This window comes from Faecalicatena sp. Marseille-Q4148, assembly GCA_018228665.1.
Classification (GTDB): Bacteria; Bacillota; Clostridia; order Lachnospirales; family Lachnospiraceae; genus UBA9414.
On the sequence record CP073692.1, the window covers coordinates 371,714 to 395,246 of the forward strand.

At 42.2% G+C, this 23,533-nt stretch carries 21 protein-coding genes and 1 other RNA gene; 16 read left to right on the forward strand and 6 right to left on the reverse strand.

Annotated features, from left to right (window positions below):
- The first annotated feature begins 16 nt into the window (after positions 1-16).
- Together rnhA and KFE17_01785 are read left to right on the forward strand one after the other, a co-directional pair.
- Positions 17-499: a ribonuclease HI gene (gene rnhA, locus KFE17_01780; protein QUO32511.1), complete on the forward strand. Its 483-nt coding sequence runs from the start codon at positions 17-19 to the stop codon at positions 497-499.
- Complete coding sequence (locus KFE17_01785) at positions 496-1,377, forward strand: methylcobamide--CoM methyltransferase (protein QUO32512.1); 882 nt, start codon at positions 496-498, stop codon at positions 1,375-1,377. Before rnhA ends, KFE17_01785 begins: the two co-directional genes overlap by 4 nt.
- A 116-nt stretch (positions 1,378-1,493) precedes the next feature.
- Here the strand turns inward: KFE17_01785 and KFE17_01790 are convergent, their stop codons facing one another.
- Entirely contained in the window at positions 1,494-2,921 is a 1,428-nt protein-coding gene (locus KFE17_01790) for an aspartate ammonia-lyase (protein ID QUO32513.1), read from the reverse strand.
- Positions 2,922-3,081: 160 nt separating this feature from the next.
- Here KFE17_01790 and KFE17_01795 point away from each other — a divergent pair, with 160 nt between their 5' ends.
- The 7 genes from KFE17_01795 (at position 3,082) to KFE17_01825 (ending at position 10,556) form a co-directional block, all read left to right on the forward strand.
- Positions 3,082-4,041: a LysR family transcriptional regulator gene (locus KFE17_01795; GenBank protein ID QUO33587.1), complete on the forward strand. Its 960-nt coding sequence runs from the start codon at positions 3,082-3,084 to the stop codon at positions 4,039-4,041.
- A 24-nt stretch (positions 4,042-4,065) separates the two neighbouring features.
- An RNA gene (gene rnpB, locus KFE17_01800) (RNase P RNA component class A) lies at positions 4,066-4,416 on the forward strand.
- Positions 4,417-4,620: 204 nt separating this feature from the next.
- On the forward strand, positions 4,621-5,220 hold the full coding sequence (locus tag KFE17_01805; GenBank protein ID QUO32514.1) for a cytidylate kinase-like family protein: 600 nt from the start codon (positions 4,621-4,623) through the stop codon (positions 5,218-5,220).
- Between the two features lie 42 nt (positions 5,221-5,262).
- Positions 5,263-5,829 carry a CDP-alcohol phosphatidyltransferase family protein gene (locus tag KFE17_01810; protein QUO32515.1) on the forward strand — a complete coding sequence of 189 codons (567 nt, stop codon included), beginning with the start codon at positions 5,263-5,265 and terminating at the stop codon, positions 5,827-5,829.
- A 1-nt stretch (position 5,830) separates the two neighbouring features.
- Positions 5,831-6,607 carry a copper homeostasis protein CutC gene (locus tag KFE17_01815; GenBank protein QUO32516.1) on the forward strand — a complete coding sequence of 259 codons (777 nt, stop codon included), beginning with the start codon at positions 5,831-5,833 and terminating at the stop codon, positions 6,605-6,607.
- Positions 6,608-6,626: 19 nt separating this feature from the next.
- The gene (locus tag KFE17_01820) at positions 6,627-9,116 is read left to right on the forward strand and encodes a transglutaminase domain-containing protein (protein QUO32517.1); all 2,490 of its coding nucleotides are present in this window, start codon (positions 6,627-6,629) and stop codon (positions 9,114-9,116) included.
- Between the two features lie 24 nt (positions 9,117-9,140).
- A complete protein-coding gene (locus KFE17_01825) occupies positions 9,141-10,556 on the forward strand; it encodes a leucyl aminopeptidase (GenBank protein ID QUO32518.1) in 1,416 nt (471 codons plus the stop codon).
- Between the two features lie 245 nt (positions 10,557-10,801).
- Here KFE17_01825 and KFE17_01830 read toward each other — a convergent pair whose 3' ends face one another.
- From KFE17_01830 to pyrB, 3 genes are all read right to left on the reverse strand, one after another.
- The gene (locus KFE17_01830; GenBank protein QUO33588.1) at positions 10,802-12,556 is read right to left on the reverse strand and encodes an IS1182 family transposase; all 1,755 of its coding nucleotides are present in this window, start codon (positions 12,554-12,556) and stop codon (positions 10,802-10,804) included.
- Positions 12,557-12,740: 184 nt separating this feature from the next.
- A complete protein-coding gene (locus KFE17_01835; protein ID QUO32519.1) occupies positions 12,741-13,196 on the reverse strand; it encodes an aspartate carbamoyltransferase regulatory subunit in 456 nt (151 codons plus the stop codon).
- A gap of 12 nt (positions 13,197-13,208) precedes the next feature.
- Positions 13,209-14,129, reverse strand: a complete 921-nt coding sequence (gene pyrB, locus KFE17_01840) for an aspartate carbamoyltransferase (protein ID QUO32520.1) — start codon at positions 14,127-14,129, stop codon at positions 13,209-13,211.
- 235 nt (positions 14,130-14,364) lie between these two features.
- Between pyrB and pheA the strand changes: the two genes are divergently transcribed.
- Positions 14,365-15,510, forward strand: a complete 1,146-nt coding sequence (pheA, locus tag KFE17_01845; GenBank protein ID QUO32521.1) for a prephenate dehydratase — start codon at positions 14,365-14,367, stop codon at positions 15,508-15,510.
- 18 nt (positions 15,511-15,528) lie between these two features.
- Complete coding sequence (locus KFE17_01850) at positions 15,529-16,815, forward strand: ATP-binding protein (protein ID QUO32522.1); 1,287 nt, start codon at positions 15,529-15,531, stop codon at positions 16,813-16,815.
- A gap of 6 nt (positions 16,816-16,821) precedes the next feature.
- Here the strand turns inward: KFE17_01850 and KFE17_01855 are convergent, their stop codons facing one another.
- Positions 16,822-17,349, reverse strand: a complete 528-nt coding sequence (locus tag KFE17_01855) for a GNAT family N-acetyltransferase (protein QUO32523.1) — start codon at positions 17,347-17,349, stop codon at positions 16,822-16,824.
- A gap of 22 nt (positions 17,350-17,371) precedes the next feature.
- Positions 17,372-19,105 (reverse strand): NFACT family protein, encoded by a 1,734-nt coding sequence (locus KFE17_01860; GenBank protein QUO32524.1) that lies wholly within the window; start codon positions 19,103-19,105, stop codon positions 17,372-17,374.
- 213 nt (positions 19,106-19,318) lie between these two features.
- Here KFE17_01860 and KFE17_01865 point away from each other — a divergent pair, with 213 nt between their 5' ends.
- From KFE17_01865 to KFE17_01885, 5 genes are all read left to right on the forward strand, one after another.
- Entirely contained in the window at positions 19,319-20,545 is a 1,227-nt protein-coding gene (locus KFE17_01865; protein ID QUO33589.1) for a serine hydroxymethyltransferase, read from the forward strand.
- Between the two features lie 37 nt (positions 20,546-20,582).
- The gene (locus KFE17_01870; GenBank protein QUO32525.1) at positions 20,583-21,608 is read left to right on the forward strand and encodes a M20/M25/M40 family metallo-hydrolase; all 1,026 of its coding nucleotides are present in this window, start codon (positions 20,583-20,585) and stop codon (positions 21,606-21,608) included.
- 104 nt (positions 21,609-21,712) lie between these two features.
- Positions 21,713-22,591 carry a YicC family protein gene (locus KFE17_01875; GenBank protein ID QUO32526.1) on the forward strand — a complete coding sequence of 293 codons (879 nt, stop codon included), beginning with the start codon at positions 21,713-21,715 and terminating at the stop codon, positions 22,589-22,591.
- 20 nt (positions 22,592-22,611) lie between these two features.
- On the forward strand, positions 22,612-23,250 hold the full coding sequence (gene gmk, locus KFE17_01880; GenBank protein QUO32527.1) for a guanylate kinase: 639 nt from the start codon (positions 22,612-22,614) through the stop codon (positions 23,248-23,250).
- Positions 23,251-23,253: 3 nt separating this feature from the next.
- Positions 23,254-23,499 (forward strand): DNA-directed RNA polymerase subunit omega, encoded by a 246-nt coding sequence (locus KFE17_01885; GenBank protein QUO32528.1) that lies wholly within the window; start codon positions 23,254-23,256, stop codon positions 23,497-23,499.
- The last annotated feature ends 34 nt before the right edge of the window (positions 23,500-23,533 follow it).

Sequence of the window (23,533 nt, forward strand, 5' to 3'; positions counted from 1 at the left end):
GATAAAAGGAGGCAATATGAAAGTTCAGATTTATACGGATGGTGCAGCCAGAGGAAATCCGGATGGACCGGGAGGTTATGGAACTGTGTTGGAATATGTAGATTCAAAAGGAACTCTGCATGTGAAAGAGTTATCTCAGGGGTATGTGCGAACAACAAATAACCGGATGGAATTGATGGCAGTTATTGCGGGGTTAGAAGCGTTGAACCGCCCATGTGAAGTAGAGCTTTATTCCGATTCTAAATATGTCGTGGATGCTTTTAATCAGCACTGGATTGACGGATGGCTCAAAAAGGGCTGGAAGCGGGGGAAAAATGAACCGGTAAAGAATGTAGATTTATGGAAAAGACTTCTGAAGGCAAAAGAAAACCACCGCGTAACATTTTATTGGGTAAAGGGGCACGATGGGCATCCGCAGAATGAAAGATGTGATACGCTGGCAACGACAGCGGCAGATTCAGATAAGCTGATCATTGATGAGGGAGTGTCAGAGTCATGAGAAAAATTACGGAATTTCATTGTGAGCCGGAGAATCTGGATGGGCGTCAAAAAGAAGACGCGCTGAAGGCAGGATGTGTATTTCCGGAGGCTTATATCCAACAGGAAGAAATGATAAAACTGGCAAAATTTTATAAAAAAAGCAGTGGAGATGTATTTTGTGAAATGCCATTTTGCCATACACTTGAAGCAGAAGCGCTTGGTGCGGACATTCGTCTCGGTGATGGAACAACGCCGCCCCGGGTAGGAAAGTATTGTTGTGAGACTGTGGAGGAGCTGCTGGCGCTGCCGCAAATGCAGCTTGAAAGTGGCCGAATGGGGGAAACGTTAAGGGCTTGCAGAAAGCTTACTCAGAATGGAGAAAAAGTAGTATTTAACTTGTCAGGACCGCTTACGATATGCAATTCCCTAATTGATATTCGAACTATTTTTAAAGCATTTCGAAAATGTCCGGAGCAGATGAAGAAGTTATTGGATAAATTCTGTCAAGAAGAGCTTCGGGTAATAGCAGCGGCAGAAGAAGCAGGGGTAAGATGGTTTAGTTATGCAGATTCAGCAGGGGCGGTCAGTATGATCGGACCAAAACTGATGGAACAGCTGACGGAAACATTTACAATGCCATTTTTAATACAAGCCTGCAGACAGATGCACCGTGACAGTATGATGATTCTTTGTCCGAAAACTACTTTTGCACTTCTGGGAACAGATTTGGGAACGCTAAGAGATGTCAAGCTTCCAGAGGTGATGACATATCATGAGGCATGTGCCAGAATGGCAGGAACTGTGAAATTTGCAGGGCAGATGTGTATGAAACGGCGAGAATATCAATTGAAGAATCAGATCCTGAAAGAAATAGTTCTGACAAGAAGAGAAGATTAGCAGTATCTTTCCGGAATCAATGGAGGAAAACAATAAAAATACAGGGCTGACATTTCACGCTCAATCCGTGAAATGCCGGCCCTTCTTATTTGTGATGCTCTATGAGATTTGTCGGTTTATTTGTTTCCCGGAATACCAGGTTCTGTCATATTAACAGGATCAAGGATCTTGTTTAATTCTTCTTCTGTCAGAAGGTGTTCTTTTAAAATTAATTCGCGGATGGAAGAACCTGTCTGAAGAGCAGCTTTTGCAATGTCAGCAGCTTTCTGATATCCAACATAAGGGCAGATAGCAGTAATGACACCGATACTGTTTTCTACAAGATAACGACAACGTTCTTCATTTGCTGTGATTCCCTTTACGCAATTATCAACGAAAGTCTCAACAGCATATGCCAATGTATCAATAGACTGGAAGAGGCAATAGAATACAATTGGTTCGAATGCATTTAATTCTAACTGTCCTGCTTCAGCAGCCATAGTGATTGTCATATCATTTCCGATAATATTGAAAGCAACCTGATTAACCACTTCCGGGATAACCGGATTCACTTTTCCCGGCATGATAGAAGAACCGTTCTGTCTTGCAGGCAGGTTAATCTCGCCAAATCCGGCTCTGGGACCGGAAGACATCAAACGAAGGTCATTGGCAATCTTAGAAAGTGTTACGGCACAGGCTTTGATTGCACCGGATACAGCAACAAAAGGATCAAGGCTCTGTGTAGAGTCGATTAAGTCAAATGCCTGCACAAAATCCATTCCGGAAATTTCGGATAGATTTGGCACAATACGTTTTAAATAGCCTTTATCTGCATTGATTCCGGTTCCGATAGCTGTTCCGCCCATATTTAATGTACGCATTTCGTCCATTGCTTTGTCCATACGATGGATATCTCTCATAATAGCAACAGAATATGCCTGGAATTCCTGACCGAGACGAATCGGAACAGCATCCTGCATCTGAGTACGTCCCATCTTAATTACATGATCAAATTCTCTTGCTTTTTCACAAAATGCTTCATGAAGTCTTTTTAATTCTTTCTTTAAATTTTCAAGCAATCTTAAAGAAGTCATTTTTCCGGCAGTAGGAATAACATCGTTCGTAGACTGACCGCAGTTTACATGGTCATTTGGGTTTACGATAGAATAGTCACCTTTCTGACCGCCAAGAAGCTCGATAGCGCGGTTGGCAATAACTTCGTTGGCATTCATGTTTAAAGAAGTACCTGCGCCGCCCTGAATCGGATCTACAATAAAATCATGCTGAAATTTACCTGCAATGACTTCATCACATGCTTTGCAGATCGCCTCAGCAATGGACTTGTCCAGTGTTCCTACTTCGCAGTTAGTAATTGCAGAAGCTTTTTTAATATATGCAAGGCTGCGGATAATTTCCGGATGCATATAGAGTCCGGTGATGTGGAAGTTCTCGGCAGCGCGCAAAGAATGTACTCCATAGTAGACGTTTTCCGGAACATCTTTCACGCCGATCGAGTCTTTTTCCATACGATAATTTTTTCCGTCCAAATTTACTTTCGTAACCATAATTCGTTCTTTCCTCCAGATTTTGGTTTTCTTCTTGCTCTTAGTATACGTTGATGCTATAGTATAATCAAATACATATATTTTTATAATAAATATAATTTTTATACTATACTAATGCACTTGCGGTATTACGAAAGCGGGGGAGAAATTGATGGAGGAAATTTTTCAGGGAATGGAATATATTTATGAAGTGTATAAGGAGAAAAGCTTTTCGAAAGCGGCCAGAAAATTATTTATTTCACAGCCCTCTCTGAGTGCAAATGTAAAACGGATTGAACAGAAAATCGGCTATCCGGTGTTCGACAGGAGTACGAATCCGATTCGACTGACCGAATGCGGCGCCCGCTATATCGGTGCGGTAGAAGAAATTATTGCTGTTCAGAACAGCTTTGCCAATTATATTTCGGATTATGGAGAGCTTCGTACCGGACATTTGCGGCTTGGAGGAAGTAATCTTTTTTCTTCCTATGTTCTGCCGAAGCTGATAGGAAGCTTTACAGAACGTTTTCCGAAGGTTACGATTGAATTAGTAGAAGAAACAACCGCAAATCTTGAAAAATTTCTTGGAGCAGGGCTGTTAGACCTTGTGGTGGACAATTCGCGATTTAATGAAGCTGTATTCGGTATGCAGCTGTATCGGACAGAGCATCTGCTTCTGGCAGTACCACGACATTTAAAAGAGAATGAAGGGCTTGCATCATATCAGCTCATTCCAAATGGAAGTGGAAAAGGAACAAAGTTTCAGGAGGGAACAAAGGCAGTTCCGCTGGAATTATTTAAAGAGGCTCCATTTCTTCTTCTGAAACAGGAGAATGATACGCGGCAAAGGGCGATTCAAATCTGCAAAGAGCATGGATTTTCACCGAAAGTTGTGCTGGAACTTGATCAACAGGTAACTTCCTATAACATTACTTGTTCCGGAATGGGAATTTCGTTTGTCAGCGATACACTGATTCGCCGCGTTCCGCCGCATCCGGACGTAATCTACTATAAGCTGGATGGAGATGAAGTAGAAAGAGACATTTGTTTTTACTGGAAACAGGGAAAATACATGAGCAGAGCCATGACAGAATTTCTACGTCAGGCATGTTTACAATCAAGTGATTTTATGGTAAAATAAATAACTCAGTGAAAGAAATAAATCTAAGTAGGACAGACAATCGCGGCTGCATGTACCGAAAGGTCGCAGGTGAGGAAAGTCCGGGCTTCACAGGGCAGGATGCCGGATAACGTCCGGTAGAGGTGACTCTAAGGCCAGTGCAACAGAAATAAACCGCCTGAGAAGACTCAGGTAAGGGTGGAAAGGCAGTGTAAGAGACTACCGCCCCGGTGGTAACAGCGGGGGCACATGTAAACCCCATCCGAAGCAAGACCGAACGAAAACAATGTGGCGGCCCGTCACGTTTTAGGTAGGTCGCTTGAAACTGTCGGCAACGGCAGTTCTAGATAGATGATTGTCCAACGACATAACCCGGCTTATCGTCCTGCTTAGATTTGTTTTCATCATAAGTTCCGATGCAAAGATGACGCGTATTCGGATAGAGTATATACGGTTAAAGTTAGCAGATACAGAGAAGAAATTCGGTATCTGTTTTTTATTTTTTTAGGTGAATTATGGTAAATCTATACAAAAAATGTTATAATACAAACATCACAACTAGATATAATCCGCATAGCGGTGTGGAAGGGGGACGTTTGTATGAAACGAGTCATTACAATTAACAGAACTTATGGAAGTGACGGACGGGAGATTGGAAAGGCTCTTGCAGTGAAGCTTGGCATCCACTATTATGATAAGCAGCTTTTGAAGATTATTTCTGAGAGAAAAGACATTCCATATGAGGAACTGGCGAAAGTAGACGAAAAGCGCGCAAGTATGTGGCTGTACCCTGTAAATGATGAGTACCAGATGGAGCCGAAGTTCAGGTTTGAGCCAATGAACGATGTGCTTTTTGGTGAGACAGATAAGCTGATTCGGGAATTAGCTGAGAAAGAAGATTGTATTATCATTGGAAGATGTGCCAATGCAATCTTAAAGGATTGTGATTCTGTAAAAAGTATATTTATCCATGCACCGCTGGAGGCGCGTATTAATACCGTTATGAGGCGGGAGCAGTGTGATCTGAAAGAGGCGAAGGCGTTAATTCGCAAGATGGATAAGCAGCGCCGGTATTATTATAATTATTACACCGATCAGGATTGGATGGATATGGAGCAGTATCATCTCTGCCTTGACAGCAGTAAGATGAAGAAAGAGGAGATGCTTGATATACTGACGGCATTGTATCGAAGTATGTAAAGGCGGCGGATATCAGGTTTCTGCTGCAGGAAGGAGAAGAATATGAAATTTAAGCGGGAAGAATGGTTTACGATTCCGAATCTGCTCGGCTATTTCAGGCTGATTATGATTCCGGTTTTCGTATATTTATATCTGCATGCAGAAACTGTGATGGAATATTATTATGCAGCGGCAGCCATTGGAATTTCCGGATTAACAGACTTATTCGATGGAAAGATTGCAAGAAAGCTAAATCAGGTCACAGAACTTGGGAAGTTTCTTGATCCGTTGGCAGATAAGCTGACACAGGGAGCAGTATTTTTATGTGTGACGATGAAATACAAATGGATGTGGCTTCTTGTAGGGTTATTTTTCATTAAAGAAGGTTTCATGGGAATTATGGGACTTCTGATGCTCCGGCACAACGGTCGGAAGCTGGACGGAGCGATGTGGTTTGGAAAAGTATGCACGGCAGCGATTTATGTTGTGCTGTTTGTTGTATTACTGTTTCCGCAGATGTCAGAGCAGATTGCAAATGGAATTATTTTTGCATGTGCGCTATTGATGGTATGGACATTGGGATGTTATATTCCGGTATTTCGTAAAATGTGGAAGGAGACAGCTGTATAAGATGAGATATGGAGTATTAGAATGTTGTACAGATTCGTTGGAATCGGTAAAGAATGCTGTTCGGGGCGGTGCAAACCGCCTCGAGCTTTGTGGTAATCTGGTTATTGGAGGGACAACTCCCTCCTTTGCTTTATTTGAGCAGGTAAAAGAAATCTGTGACACTCGGATAAATGTTCTGATCCGGCCTCGTTTTGGAGACTTTTGTTATACAAAAGAAGAGACCAGACAGATGGCAAGAGAGATCCGATGGTTTCGGGAACATGGGGCCAATGGTGTGGTAATCGGAATGTTGAATCCGGATGGGACACTAGATACAGAAGGAATGAAGTATCTCCTGGAAGAAGCGGGAGCAATCGAAGTTACACTTCACCGGGCGTTTGACATGTGTAAGGATCCGCACGAAGCTCTGGAGCAGGCGGTTTCTTTCGGAATCCGCAATATATTAACGTCCGGACAGCAGGAATCTGCGCCAAAGGGAGCAAAACTTCTGAAACAACTGCAGCAGCAGGCGGATGGAAGAATTCAAATTCTTGCAGGAGGAGGAATTCATGCAGGTGTGATCCGCAGCCTATATGAAGAGACTGGAATTCTGGATTATCATATGTCAGGAAAAATTGTTGTGAATAGTCAGATGCAATATCGCAAATCAGAAGTCAGTATGGGCTTACCGTCTCTGAGTGAGTATGAAATCTGGCAGACAGCAGAGGAGAACGTGAAGGAAGCAAGAAACGTATTGGACGAGCTGGAAAAGAAAGCAAAAGAACACCCAGAGAGATAGGATACAGGAGCAGAGAGTTATGTTTTCAGAAGGATACAGAAAGAAAATCATTGAGGATTTTCAAAGACGGATGACAGAACTCGGAACATTTGGGAGAGTGCTGTCTGAAAAGATTTCCGCATATGCCGGAGATGTGAGAGATGCCTTGTATGTGCTGTATGGAAGGATGCCTTTGAGCGACATGGCGGACTATCCGGTGGAAGTATTTGCAGATTTTGCAGAATGGGGAGCAGAGCTTTGGGCAAATGATATTTTTGCCGGTAAGATCCCGGAAGAGCTTTTTGCGTCCTATGTATTGTTTCATCGGGTAAACGATGAGGAAATTGAGCCGTGTCGCAAGTTTTTCGGAAAAGAAATGCAGTGTATGCTGGCATCTTTAAAAGAAGGGGCAGAAAAAGAAGAGGGATATGATCTTGGCAGCAGGATGACAGAAGCGGTCCTGAAAATCAATTATTGGTGTGCCGGAGAGGTTTCCTACCGTCAGGCAGATGACCGTACGGCATCTGCCATGAGCGTATATCGGTGTGGAGAAGGCCGATGCGGAGAGGAATCTACCTTTGTGGTAAATGTCCTGCGAAGTGCGGGAATTCCGGCGCGGCAAGTCTATGCGCCTCACTGGTCGCACTGCGATGACAATCATGCCTGGGTAGAAGTCTGGTGCGGAGATACATGGCATTATCTTGGGGCATGTGAACCGGAAGAAGTTCTGGACCAGGGATGGTTTGACGGAGCATCTTCAAGAGCAATGATGATTCATACGCCGTATTTTGGAGGAAGTGAAGAGGCAAAGCGTCAAGGGGAACGATTAGCGGGAGAAGATGGATGTGCGATATTGCTAAATGAACTTTCACGCTATGGGGAAACAACACTTCTTCGGATAGAAGTTATAGATGAGGAAGGAAAGGCTGTAACGGATGCAAAGATTTGCTGTGAAGTGATGAATTACGCATCATTTCTTGAGATAGCGAATGGAAAAACGAATGCGTATGGGCAATATGAATTTTATACAGGCTTTGGAACGCTGCTGCTCAGTGCGCGCTGTGGTGACTGTTATGGAGAACAGTTGATTCAGGTAAAAGAAGATACGAGATGTCAAATTCAGATCCGCAGAAATCCATGGAAGACAGGCGTATGGAACACATTGGAATGTTTTGCGCCGGGATGCAGGAATCTTAATAAAAAAGCAAAGGCAGCAGAAGAAAAACTTGCAGCCGCAGCAAGGCATTTGCAGAAAAAACGCGAGGTTTTCTGGAACGCAGAGAAAGACCGATGGGAAAACACGGTAAAATCTTCGGAATGGGATCAGGAAACGCAGCGGGATATGGATAGATGGATAGAGAAGATCTGGCGTCTTCTTCCGGAAAAAGATTTGCGGGAAGTCCCTTTTTCTGTTTTAGAAAAACAGGCAGAATGGGCAGGAAAATATGAGGGAAGATATCCAACGCAGGTATTTGAAGAGTATTTGCTGCAGCCAAGAATTGGACTGGAACGCTTGACTTGTTGGAAGGAAGCACTGGAAGCAATCGTGCCGGAGAAGGATCTGCATACATTCCAAACAGATCCGGAGAAGGTGGAGCAATATGTAGAATCAAGAGTAAAGACAGTGGAATCGCAATGCTATAAGGGACTTTTGAATACACCGCAGGCTTGTCTGGAATCCGGCTATGGGACTGTGGGGGCAAAGGAGATTTTGAAAACAGCGCTCCTTCGGTGTGCGGGAATTCCGGCAAGATTGTCTCTGATTGACGGACGAGCACAGGCCTGTCGAAGCAAAGAAGAAAGAGAAACATTCTGCTGGCTGACAGGAGAAAAGACAGGAATACTTTTTCTGAATGGTCCAGAGAACTGGAAGTATCGTACAGATTATAGTGTAGCTTTGCTGAAAAATGGTCAGTTCCGGGTATGCCAGGAAGTGGCTCTTGGAAGAGAAACAGAGGTCCCGGAAGGCATTTATCGGATCTGCACGGCAAACCGTCTGCCAAATGGAAATGTCTTTGCAAAAGTGCGTTATGAGCAGATCACGGCAGGAAACCGAACAGAGGTTGTTCTGGAGAAAAAAGAAGCAGCATTATCAGAAATGTTGTCAGAAATACCGCTGCCGGAGATTTCTTTTCAAACAGCGAGCGGAGAAAGCTTTCAGGCAGCCAAACACGCGGGGATTTATATATGGGCAGAACCTGGCAAAGAACCAACGGAGCACATTTTTAATGAACTGATCGAACGTGCAGAAGAATTCGGCGGAACACCAGTTTATATTGTAGCGGAGGAGAAGGATTTTTGTCAGCAGACATATGTGAAATTGCGGGAAACATTGGAGTCAGTATATTGTCTGACAGAGAAAAGAAATGGACAGGCAGAACAGCTGGCTCGCAGAATGTTCCGGGAGCCTGGTTTGTATCCATTTATTCTTGTACTCCGACATGATTTGACAGGAATTTATGGAGAAGCAGGATATAATGTAGGAACAGCAGATATGCTGCTTCGCATGATTCAGTCAGGAGCAGTATAGAGAAACGAACGGAGGAAATAGCAGATGATAGAATTTGTTTGGGGCAAGATTATCGGAACACAGGTAATCTTTGCCGGAGAAGAATATAACTGGCAGGAATCCAAATACGCAGAGGCGCAAAAAGCTTTCCACGGAGAATATTTGGAGACGTATTATTTTCCACAGGAAGAGGGGATTCTTTTTGTGGGAACCGGAAAGGAAGATCTGACAAATGTAACGATACTGAAAGAGTTGATGGCAAAAGCATGTAAAACGCTGAAGCAGACAAGAATATATCAGTTTTCTATTTTGATGGACCGGATTCTTGAGGAAAATGATGCCTCTGTGCTGACAGCATGTACAGAAGGAATCTGTCTCGGTCTTTATGAAGCACCTACATACAAATCACAGCAGGAAGAAAAAGAATTTCAGGTATCGGTAATTGGAATCCCGGGAAAAGATCTGGAACGGGCGAAACAATGTGTGGCAGAGGGAGCCGTTATTACTGAGGCAATTACATTTGCAAGAGAAATGGTAAATCGTCCGGGGAATAAGCTCCGGCCGGAAGATTTTGCAGAAGAGATCCAGAAATTGGTAAAAGATACGAATGTGGAAATGGAAATCGTTACGGTAGATGAGATGCGTAAGCTGGAAATGGGAGCGCTTTTGGCGGTGGGAGAGTCAAGCGCATATCCTCCGTATCTTGTAATCCTGCGCTATCGGGGAGAACCATTGAAGAAAGAAATAACAGCGCTTGTTGGAAAAGGTGTTACATGTGATACAGGCGGTTATTGTCTGAAACCGGCTTCCGGTATGGCGGGAATTCGGGGAGATATGGCCGGCGCAGCAGCAGTTGCAGGGGCAGTCTATGCACTGGCGAAGCGCAAAGAGAAAGTAAATGTAACAGCGGTAATGCCGCTTTGTGAAAATAGAATTTCGTCTGGAAGCTTTCTTCCGGGAGATGTGATTACCTCATATTCCGGTAAGACGATTGAAATCGGAAATACAGATGCGGAAGGACGTTTGATCCTGGCAGATGCAGTAACATATGCCATCCACCATGAACGTGCGACGAGAATCCTTGATATCGCAACATTGACAGGAGCAGTTGTGAATATGCTCGGGTTCAGTATTGCCGGAGTACTGTGTGATGATCATGGGCTTTGGCAGGAATTTGAGGCGGCAAGCGAAAAATCCGGAGAAAAATACTGGCTGCTTCCATTTGGCAGAGAGCATGAAAAAATGATTGAAAGTGATGTGGCAGATATTAAAAATATCGGCGGAAGCGTATGTGGAACGATTACAGCGGGATTATTCATCCGCGCGTTTGCAGAAGGGCTTCCGTGGATTCATCTGGATATAGCGGGAACTGCATGGACAGAGACGCCGCTTTATGAATTCCAGAACAAATATGCCACAGGAGCTGCAGCAGAGACCATTTATTATTGGTTGAAGCGATAGAGAGAATGTCAATTGCGGCAGCATATCAGCTGCCGCTTCATCGTATAACAGCGCAGAAGAATTTATAGAAATGGGGCTGTCGGTTAATACCGATTTTTAGGCTCTAAATCTCAAAATACGAATCTCCTTTAGAAATCAGTGTTTTTCGCACCTGATCTTCTATGAGAGATTCGTATTTTGTCTTTTTCGTATGTATTTTTGGGCACAAAAACCCCTCAACCTGCATATTTAAACGTACACATTTTCTAAGCAACTGTTTCTTCGATTTTTTTCTCAAATTTTTGGATTTTTTCATGAAGAAAACGATGGTATTTATTTATATTTCTTCCAATCGCATACAGCATGAATTCTTTATATACTTTTTCGGATGTCCGGTAATTGAATCGGCGGAAACTGTCATTTTCTTTAATGTCTCCAAAATGTCCCTCTGTCTGGATGGAACGAATCTGACGATTTAAGATCCCTTTCTCACTCTGGATGTTTTTATGGGATTCTTCTTTCAAAGCTTCCCATTGTTCGTTGATCTTCATCACTTTATTTTTCTCTCTATCTTTTTCGGCATCATATTTATAGAGACATTTTGCTTTATGTTCACAACCACTGCAGTCTGCACATCCATACACTTCAAAGGTTTGTGTATAACCAGTCTGTGCTTTTGTTTCTGTTCGGATATGATGCAATTCTCTTCCGTCATGGCAAATATAATACAACTCATCTTCAAATATCTGCGTTTTCATGTTGTAATACTTTCCGATTTCTTCTGTATACGCACGTGTTTTCCGTTTTTCATGATCCTGCAGCTTGATATAGCTGGAGATTTTATGTTCTTTTAAGTACAGTAGGTTTCTTTCGCTGCAATACCCGCTATCTGCTGTCACTTCCTCAAGAATATCCCCAAATGCTTTTTGATGTTTTTCCAAAACCGGAATCAACGTATTATAATCTGTCCGATCATTGCTGACATAAGTCTGGACAATGAAATAATTCTCTACTGCAATCTGAACATTATATGCCGCTTTTAATTGCCCGTTCAGCATATGATCCTCTTTCATCCGCATAAAAGTAGCTTCCAGATCTGTTTTGGAATAACTGTTTCTGTCTGTTCCCATGATCTCAAAACACTCTTTATATCCCATAAGACGTTCACCACAGGCTTCCAATTCTTCGTAAAGCTGCTGGATTTCCGATTTTCTTTTTCCTTTTCCATAAACAAATGTAATCTGTTCCTGTTCTGCTATCTGTATCAGATTTTTTTGGAGCTTCAGTATCTCCAACGGAGAACAATTGTCAATCTCTATGATTGTATTATTGGATAACTTTTTATGTTTTGTCAGTTTTCTTTTTCGGTTCTTTTCAATGACATCCCGTACTTTCTCCATTCCTTCGATCACGAACATATGTGCATGGGGAATGTCATATTTGATGCCATACTCATTTTCATCAATCAAAACGTTATACTTTTGATACAATAAATCAATAGTATCCAGTAGTCCTGCAAGATGATAATTGATTGTTCCTCTCCAGACAAACGTATAACGGTTCGCATTGGCTTCTATTTTTGTACCGTCAATAAAAAGATTTTTTAGTGTGATGAATCCTTCTTTTTGCAGGCGACGAAGAAACTGATAATTCAGCTCATCCAGTACATCAGCGGTCAGTTTCTTATTCTTGAAGTCATAAAAAGCATCCCGTTTCGGCTTCTGACCTTTCGTAAGCCAGATAAAGGCGAGATCTCTTTCACATAATTCTACAATACGGTCAACAGCTCTTATCCCACGCATGTTTGCGTAAGTAACTACAGCATACATCATGATTGGGTTGTACCCGGTTCTTCCCTTATCAGAACAATTGGCTAATAAGCCAGAAAAATCTAACTCCTCCATCACTTTTTTCAGGGTATAGACTGGATCGTCGTCTGGTAAACACAATTCGAAGAAACTGAAGTTAATTTTCTGTTGCCCTAATTCAAAAAAATCGTTATAATAGTCTTTGTTTAGCATAGTTCCATTATAACATGGAACGGAGAAAATGATGGTTGTCGTTAGCCATCTTTTTCTCTTTTTATGGAAAAGTTTCAGGGGCAGGTTTGACTCATACAAGTCAAATCTGCCCCTGTTTGGAACTATCATTTCCCGACAGCCCCAGATGCTTTGTATATCATACGATTTTCATTAATTTTTTGTTCTATTTTTTTCTCAGATGTCCTACATATTTTTCTTCACAGTATTTACATCTGTAAATTTCTTTTTCCTCATCGGTGAGAATGAAAATATGATCCAGTTCCTGTTCAATAGAGGTGATACAGCGAGGATTTTTGCAGCGGATAACGTTTTTGATTTCTTTTGGCAGATGGAGCCGTTTTTTCTCGATAATCCGATCATTCTGGATGATATTAATTGTGATATTGTGATCAATGAAGCCAAGAACGTCTAAATCGATATAGTCGATTGGGCATTCGATTTTAATAATATCTTTTTTACCCATTTTGTTGCTCTTTGCATTTTTGATGATTGCAACAGTGCAGTCGAGTTTATCAAGGTTCAGATATTTATAAATATCCATGCATTTTCCAGCCTGGATATGGTCAAGTACGACACCTTCTGAGATGCCGCTGACATTTAATGTACTGTTTGTAGCCATGAATCAGCCCTCCTAGGAAACTTTAATATTGAGTAACGTAAGAATCAGTGCCATTCGCACATAAACACCGTATTGTACCTGACGGAAATATGCGGCTCTCGGATCATCATCTACTTCTGTGGAAATTTCGTTGACACGCGGAAGTGGATGAAGAACGAACATATCTTCTTTTGCGAGTTCCATTTTCTTTTTATCCAGGATATAAAAATCTTTCATGCGTACATAGTCTTCTTCATTGAAGAAACGTTCTTTCTGTACGCGAGTCATATATAAAATATCAAGAGAAGGCATAGCATCTTCCAGACGTACGACTTCCTCATATGGGATATGATTCTTGTCGAGAACGTCTTCGCGGATATAGCTTGGAAGTCTTAATTCTTCAGGAGAAATCAATACGAAACTGATGCCTTCGTAGCGAACAAGGGCATGGATAAGAGAATGTACGGTACGCCCGAATTTTAAATCACCGCAAAGTCCGATTTTGAGGTTGTTCAGCCGTCCTTTTGTAGAACGGATTGTTAACAGGTCTGTAAGTGTCTGAGTCGGGTGCTGATGTCCTCCATCTCCTGCATTGATTACCGGAATAGAAGAGTGACGGCATGCAACCATTGGAGCACCTTCTTTTGGATGACGCATGGCAGCGATATCGGCATAACAGGATACAGTGCGGATCGTATCGGAAACGCTTTCTCCTTTTGCTGCAGAACTGGAGTCGGCAGAAGAAAAGCCGAGTACGCTTCCGCCAAGCCGTAACATGGCAGCTTCGTGGCTTAATCTTGTACGAGTACTTGGTTCATAGAATAATGTTGCCATAATCTTTCCGTCACATGCATGAGCATATTTTGCCGGATGCTGTTCAATATCATTTGCGAGGTCCAGAAGTTGATCCAGTTCCTCTACTGAGAAGTCCAAAGGACTCATTAAATGTCTCATAGAAACCTCCTCTTAATTTGTAAATTGTGATGATCTATACGATAGTATAATTGAAACGATGAGATATTTCTGAATAGTTCTGAATTAATAGAATGTCAGAGAAATCTCTATCTATCTTATAATAAAAGTGCTAAGATTTCAACAGAAAAATCAGTAAGAAGATAATTTTTGTTATGGCGAATGCAGCGTTTGGCTGTTACAATAAAAAGATAGAATAACATCAGGGGGTAAGAACATGATATCACTGGAAGAGATTAGAAAGAATCTGGATGAAATTGACAGCGAGATTGTAGCGCTGTATGAGAAGCGAATGCAGCTCTGCAAAGAAGTTGCAGAATATAAAATTGCAACAGGGAAGAAAGTATTTGATAAGGAGCGGGAGAATCAGAAACTGGCAGCTGTTTCTGAACTGGCTTCCAATGCATTTAACCGAAAAGGAATTAAAGAGTTATTTGAACAGTTGATGGCAATGAGCAGAAAACTTCAGTATCAGGAGATTGCAAGGAAGGGAACTTCCGGTCGTCTGCCGTTTATTCGTGTAGAAGAACTTGATACGAAAGGCGCCAGAATTGTATTTCCGGGAACAGAAGGGGCATATACACAAGCAGCAATGCAGAAATATTTTGGTGAAGATATCAACAGTTTCCATGTAAGGACGTTCCGGGAAGCGGTGGAAGCGATGGAGGAAGGAACAGCAGACTTTGCAGTGCTTCCGATTGAGAATTCTTCTGCCGGCGGAGTAAATGAAGTAAATGATCTTCTTGTGGCATATGAGAATTATATTGTGGGAGAAGTTGTGCTTCCGATCGAACATACGCTATCTGGTATAAAAGGAACTGATCTGGAGACGATTGAAGCAGTGTATTCCCATCCGCAGGGGTTAATGCAGTGTGAGCATTTCCTGGATGAACACAGAAACTGGCAGCAGATTAGTGTGGCGAATACGGCGATTGCGGCAGAGCGTGTTCTGAGTGAACAGGATATTCATAAGGCTGCTATCTGCAGCGCCTATGCAGCTAAGGTGCATGGACTGGAAATACTGAAAGAGCATGTAAATGATGAAGATAATAATTCCACCCGTTTTATTGTGATTACAAATCAGAAAATTTTCCTGCCGGATGCGGATAAGATCAGTATCTGCTTTGAAGTACCGCATGAGAGTGGTTCGCTGTATCATATTTTGTCGCATTTCATTTACAATGATCTGAATATGACAAAAATTGAATCCAGACCGGTGGAGGGAAAGACGTGGGAATATCGGTTCTTCATTGATTTTGAAGGAAATCTGGCAGACAGTGCGGTGAAAAATGCAATTAGAGGACTTCGGGAGGAGACAAGAACTTTGAAAATTCTTGGAAATTATGCAGAAGCAGTCAGATGAAAAAAGGATGTGAAAAAGATGAGAAGTGATGAACTATTATTATACCGGAATATGCCGCAGGAGCAAATTATGCATAAGATCGAATATTTAGCAGCGCATTGCGGAAAAACATCAAATATGGAAGAAGAAAAAAGATGTTTTTTTGAGACTCTGAACCAACTTCTTGTTTTGGCGGATCAGTATGGGTTGAAAGGGAATCTTTGGCAGGCGTATTTGACGCTTCTGCTTGCCAGCCATGAGAATCCGTACAGTATGGCATGTGAGATTTCAGGAGTCGCAGAAGGTACGCTTGGCGAAGTGGCAGCCCATGATTTTGAAATTTTCCGGGAATTGTTTGCTCTTGATCTGAGTTGTCTGTGCAAAGATTCGGAAGGAGTCGTTTTGAACATGATTCAGCAATATCATGTGGGAAATCGTCACGGTACAGCATTTAACAGAAGAATTCGTGATCGGATTGAGCATTTGACGAAAGAACTTGCAGATGCGAAGAATCTGCAAGCGTTTCAAGATGCAGTTACGGAGTTTTATAAGGAATATGGTGTGGGGAAATTTGGTCTTCATAAGGCATTTCGCATAGAGCGCGCAGAGGACCGGATGCAGATTATTCCAATCACAAAGACTGCCCATGTGGAGTTGGATGATTTGATCGGCTATGAAACCGCTAAAAAGAAATTGATTCAGAATACAGAAGCATTTGTAGAGGGGAGAAGTGCCAATAACTGTCTGCTGTTTGGTGCAGCCGGTACAGGAAAATCTTCTGCAATTAAGGCGATTTTAAACCGCTATTATGATCAGGGACTTCGGATGATTGAAGTATACAAGCATCAGTTTCAGGATCTGCAGGAGGTGATCCAGCAGATTAAAAATAGAAATTATCGATTTATTATTTATATGGATGATCTGTCATTTGAGGAATTTGAGATTGAATATAAATATTTAAAAGCGGTGATAGAAGGCGGACTGGAAAAGAAGCCGGAAAATATCCTAATCTATGCCACATCGAACCGGAGACATTTGATTCGGGAGTCATTCCGCGACAGGGAGGAATATGACAGTGATATTCATGCAAACGATACGGTGCAGGAAAAATTATCCCTTGTGGCTCGGTTTGGTGAGACGATTTTCTTTGATTCTCCGGCAAAGAAGGAATTTCAGCAGATAGTATGTGAACTTGCCAAAAGAAATGGAATAGAACTTCCGCAGGAGCAACTGCTTTTAGAAGCGAATCGCTGGGAACTGACACACGGCGGGCTGTCCGGCCGCACCGCGCAGCAGTTCATAGATCATTTAAAAGGAAGCAGATAAAAGAGTTTACGCTTTCCTGAGCTCTTTTGCAAGAAATAGCACGAGGTCATCGTCATTGCAGCAGTCAGCATACGGCGGCAATGGTTTTTGGTTCCACCAGATTCCGCTGCCGTCGGGAATGTATCCTCGTTTCACATACATGCGCTGAGCACTTCCATAGCCGGAATAGAGACCGACACCAAGACAGATGTGATCGCTGAAAGAAGCGGCGAAGTTTTCGGCTGCATCGAGAATATGATTTCCAATTCCATGACGGCGGAATTTCTCCCAGACATTAAAATCCACAACTTCCGGATAACATTCTTTGTAAGGACCGTCACAGGCAAGCGGAAGCAAAGTCGCATAACCGGCTGTCTGTCCCTTGTATTGTGCAACAAAGATATAACGTTTTCCTTCAGCCTGTTCTTTGAGGTAGCGTTCGTGGATTTCCGGTTTGGGAGTCCAACCCATCTCAAGAAAGGCTTCTGTGAAAGAAGGAATATCTTCTTTTATCATGGAGCGTATTTGCAATTCTGTATTTTCCCAGTAAATCATTTAGAATCCTCCTTTATTATGGTTATATTTGCCGGATGCCGGAAATGTCAGAGTCAATGACGAGAGAATAATTTGTATGATAAATAACAAATCCCGGCTTGGCGCTTTTTACTTTTTTGATATGTTTTTTTTGAATATAATCAATTTCGACTTTGTCATTTCCACGATTTTTGGAATAAAATGCGGCCAGGCGACCGGCTTCTTCAAAAGTACGATCCGGAAGTTCTTCGTTATTGGCTTTTACAATGACATGAGATCCGGGGCAGCCTTTTGCATGAAACCACCAATCATTTCCGGTAGCCACCTGGAATGTAAGTTCTTCATTCTGATAATTGTTTTTTCCTACAAAAATATCATATCCGTCAGAAGAGATATAGTGAAAAGGTTTGCTTGTAATCTTGACTTTCTTTTTGGAAAATTTTCGTTTCACATAGCCGGTTTCCATTAATTCTTCTTTGATCTGAATGAGATCGTCTTCTTCGAGCGCAATATCAAGGGCATTGCTGATAGATTCCAGATAAGTAATCTCATCCTGTGTTTCCTGGATCAGCGTGGAAAGCGCTTCAAAAGTACGTTTCTGTTTATTGTATTTTTCAAAATAGCGCTGTGCATTTTCCTGTGGTGTTTTTGCAGGATCCAGAGGAATGGTTACCATTTCATTTGTATAATAATTGAGTGCTTCCAGTTTTTTGGAACCTTCCGGAAGATGATAGCCATAAGTATGGATCAATTCTCCGTAGACTTTGAATTTGTCACGCCCCTCTGTATCTCGCAGCTGCTTTGACTGCAGATCATATTTCTTGCGGTTGCGCTCAAGAGAAGTCTGTACAACATGACGAAGATCAGCGGATTTCTGGCGGATCCGGGTAAGTGTATTCTTCATAGAATAATAATCTTGAAGCAGTGCGGAAACGGAGTCATATGGAATTGCCTGAAGGGCTGCAAAATGTGTCAGCGGCAGAGAAGAAAACTCCTTCGGTTCTTTTCCGTCAGTATAAATACATGGTTTAAAAGCGCCCTCTGTTACTTGATCAAAATAAATCCGGAATTGTTTATACAAATGAAGCATTAGATCACTAGATAATTCGGAAGCAGGAATAGATGAATCCAGTCCGGAGAGGTAACAGATTTCCTCTGCAGCAACAGGGCTGATTCCGGTAAAACTTGTGTAAATTGCTTTTGAAAGCGACATTGGTTTTCTAATAAGGAGTTCAGAGAATACCGCTTCGGAAACCGTCAGAGGGTCCGATTTTTCCATCGTATCCGGGATAAAATAAGTGCGTCCGGGAAGCACTTCGCGTACAGAACTCATCTGAGAAGAAACGTGTTTAATACTGTCGATGATGCGTTGATTCGTATCACAGAAAATGATATTGCTGTGTTTGCCCATGATTTCTACAATGAGGTATTTGCGGCAAAGATCTCCAAGTTCATCCAGATGTTCGATCTCGATAGAAATAATTCGCTCAAGTTTTGGCTGCGAAATTGAAATGATCCGACCATTACTGATATGTTTTCTTAAAAGCATGCAGAAGTTCGGTGCGTTCATTGGACTCGGTTTATTATCTGCTGTCAAATAGATGAGCGGAAGAGAAGCGCTTGCAGAGATGAGAAGACGCTTTTGTCCGGCTGGAGTCTTAATTGTGAGTAACAATTCGTCACTTTCGGGTTGTGCGATTTTATAAATACGGCCACCGTTTAATGATACATTTAATTCCTGTACAAGGTTTGCAACGGTAATTCCATCAAATGCCATAATCATTCCTCTTTTCTTATTAGTTTGATGTTTCTATTGTGCCGTATTTGTATCTGATTTTCAAGAGGAAATTCAGAAGAACATAAATGGGAAAAGAATGGAATTCTTTTGTCCGGTGTATTTCAAAAATGTCCTGGATATGGTAAGATAAATATTATGATATGCTTAATTGACACAGAAGGAGGAACGGCGATGAATTTAATTACAGAAGTTATGAATTATGTGAAAGAACATGATCCAGAAGTAGGAGAAGCATTGTTTCAGGAAATGAAAAGAGAACGGAGAAATCTGGAACTGATTGCTTCAGAAAATATTGTGTCCCCGGCGGTTATGCTTGCGATGGGAACAGTTCCGACAAATAAATATGCGGAAGGCTATCCGGCAAAGCGCTATTACGGCGGCTGTGAAGAGATTGATGTGCTTGAAGAGTTGGCAATTGAGAGAGCAAAGAAGCTATTTGGTGCAGAACATGCCTGCGTTCAGCCGCACAGCGGAGCGAATGCCAATCTGGCAGTATATCAGGCGTTTCTTAAGCCGGGAGATACGGTAATGGGATTAAATCTGGAGCATGGAGGACATCTGACACATGGTTCACCGGTAAATGCATCTGGACTGCTGTATCATTTTGTACCGTACGGAGTGAATCGGGAAGGCGTACTTGATTATGAAGAGATTCGTAAGATTGCGAAAGAGTGTCAGCCGAAGATGATCGTTGCGGGAGCATCTGCGTATCCAAGAGAAATTCGGTTTGATCTGTTTGCGGAGATTGCAAAAGAAGTTGGGGCATATCTCTTTGTAGATATGGCGCATATAGCAGGACTTGTAGCAGCCGGACTGCATCAGAATCCGGTTCCGTATGCAGATGTAGTTACGACAACAACGCATAAGACGCTGCGCGGACCACGAGGCGGTATGATCTTATGTAAAGAGAAATACGCGAAAGCGATTAATAAGGCAATCTTTCCGGGAACACAGGGAGGACCGCTGATGCATGTAATCGGTGCAAAGGCAGTTTGCTTCGGAGAGGCGCTGAAACCGGAATTTAAGGAATACCAGCAACAGGTAGTGAAAAATGCGAAAGCATTGGCAGAAGCGCTGATGCAGGAAGGATTTGAACTTGTCAGCGGTGGAACGGATAATCATTTGATGCTTGTAGATTTGAGAAATATGCATATTACAGGAAAAGAACTTCAGAACCGTCTGGATGAAGTATATATTACCGTCAATAAAAATGCAGTTCCGGATGATCCGGAGAGTCCGTTTGTGACAAGCGGTGTGAGAATCGGAACGCCTGCGATTACTACGAGAGGGCTGAAAGAACAGGATATGCCGGAAATTGCACACTGCATCAAACTTGCAGCAACAGAATTTGAAACGAAGGCGGATGAAATTCGCGAACGTGTTGGACATATCTGTGAAAGATATCCGATTTATGAATAAATGATGAAAAAATAATCAGGAGAAGGAAGACAATATCATGAAGAATGAAAAATTTTTGACAGACATTTTAAATCAGATTTCAGTAGGAGGTTTTCCGGAGAAGCTTCAGGAAGTACTTCAGAAAGAAATGGCTTCTTATGCGGATGAGATTCGTACAGATGCTATTGGCGATACTGTTTGTGTTTTGAATCCGCAGGCAGAGAAGAAGATTCTTCTTGCGGCACATGCAGATGAGATTGGGCTTATGGTAACACATATTGCGGAAGATGGAATGCTTCATGTTTCAAGATATGGTGGAATTATTCCGCATACTTATCCGGGGCAGCGTGTACAGATTGAGACAGCCAACGGTGTTGTCTATGGTGTAGTACAGATTACAAGAGAACTGATGAAAAAACAAGATCTGTCAGCTTCTGATTTTCTTGTGGATATCGGCGCTTCTTGCAGAGAAGAGGCAGAGAAACTGGTAGAGCCGGGAGACGGAGTTGTGTTTGATACCTGTATTAGAAAGCTTGCAGGCGGCAGATTTACAGCAAGAGCTCTGGATGACCGTCTCGGAGTCTTTATCATTATGGAAGCGCTGAAACGTGCAAAAGAAAGAGGATGCAGCTGCGGTGTGTATGCAGGAGCAACCGTCGGAGAAGAAACAACAAAAAATGGCGCCCGCTGGACAGCAGAACGTGTAAAACCGGATGCGGCTATTGTAGTAGATGTTACCTATACAAGTGATTATGCAGGTGTGCGCGATGGGGATGCAGGACGTGTTGAGCTTGGAAAGGGACCGGTTCTCTGTATCAATCCTCTCATTGTAAAATCAATGAATGCCAAGATGAAAACATGTGCTGAAAAATCAGACATTGCTTATCAGATTGAAACGGGATCCGGAATGACATGTACAGATGCTGACCAGATTCATTTCGCCAATGAAGGAATCCCGACAGTTCTTGTATCAATTCCACTTCGCTATATGCATTCGCCGGCCGAAGTGGCAGATGAGAAAGATGTGGAAGGCTGTATTGAACTGATTACAGAATTTCTTCTGGATGCTTCAGCAGATTTATAAAATTCATAAGAGCAGGGAATTGACGGCTATTTTAAAATGTTTTATAATAAAATTTAGTGCCAAATAGTCAAATACTGAATGAGGAAGTTAAAGAGGAAATTTCAATGATAAAAAGTATGACAGGCTTTGGAAGATTTGAAGTCTCTGAAGCACAACGCAAATTTACGGTAGAGATGAAGGGTGTGAACCATAGATATTTGGATATCAACATCCGTATGCCGAAGAAACTCAGTTTTTTTGAATCTGCGATCAGAACGCTGCTGAAGCAGTATGCACAGCGTGGAAAAGTTGATATTTTCATTACATATGAAGATATGACAGAGACACAGGGCGTTTTGAAATATAATGAATCCCTTGCAGCAGAATATATGGAATGTTTTAAGATGATGGAAGAGACATTTGGATTAGAGAATGATATTCGTGTTTCTACATTATCACGCTATCCGGAAGTGCTGACGATGGAAGAACAGACAGAGAATGAGGAAGAGCTCTGGAGCAGTCTTGAGAAGGCATTAAAAGGAGCATTTACACAGTTTGTTGAGACAAGGACAGCAGAAGGGGCACATCTGAAAGAAGATCTGCTTGGCAAGCTGGATGGAATGTTGGAGAAGATTACACTGATCGAAGAGCGCTCCCCGCAGATTGTTTCTGAATATCGGGAAAAATTAGAAGAAAAAGTAAAGGAACTTCTGGAAGATACTCAGATGGATGAGGGAAGGATTGCAGCGGAAGTAGTTATTTTTGCAGATAAGATCTGTACCGATGAAGAAGTAGTACGCCTTAAGAGTCATATCGCACATATGAAAGAAACATTGGAGAGCGATGAAGGAATCGGGCGAAAGCTTGATTTTATTGCTCAGGAGATGAATCGGGAGGCGAATACCATTCTGTCTAAGGCAAATGATCTGGAGATTTCTAATATTGCCATTGATCTGAAGACGGAGATTGAAAAAGTCAGGGAACAGATTCAGAATATTGAATAAAGAGTTTGGAAGGTGAACAGATGAAAACACAGGGAATCTTAATCGTTGTATCCGGTTTTTCGGGCGCAGGGAAAGGGACACTGATGAAAGCGCTGATGAATCGTTATCATGATCGCTATGCGCTGTCGGTATCTGCCACAACAAGAAATCCGCGGGAAGGCGAGAAAAATGGTGTGGAATATTTTTTCCGTACAAAAGAAGAATTTGAAAAAATGATTGCGAAAGATGAGCTGATAGAGTATGCTAGGTACGTGGATAACTACTATGGCACACCAAAGGCGTATGTGGAAGAACAGTTATCTGCCGGAAAAGATGTGATTCTGGAAATTGAAATTCAGGGCGCACTTAAGATTAAGGAGAAGTTTCCTGACACATTGCTCCTCTTTGTGACACCGCCGGATGCTGAGACATTAAAAGAACGGTTGATCGGCAGGGGAACAGAGACGATGGATGTCATTGAAGCGAGAATGAAACGCGCAGCAGAAGAAGCGCAGTTCATGGATCGGTATGATCACCTCGTAATTAATGATAAGCTGGAAATCTGTGTGGAAGAGATGCATCAGATTATTCAGAGTGAGCATCGCAGGACATTCCGAAATCAGAATTTTATAGAACAGATTAAAACAGAGCTTCAGGAAGCTCAAATGAAAGGAGAATAATTTATGTTACATCCATCTTATACAGATTTGATGAGAGTAGTAAATCAGGACGTGGAAGAAGGTGCAACAAAGATTGTTAACAGCCGTTATTCCATCGTACTTGCCACTGCAAAACGTGCAAGACAGATCATTGCAGGAGCAGAACCGCTTGTTCCGGCAAAGGACAAGGATAAACCGCTTTCTATTGCAATCAGTGAATTGAACAATGGAAAGATTAAGATTATTGCAGAAAACTCAGAAGAAGAGTAGCATAAAAAGGCAGATGCCGGATCCGGTATCTGCC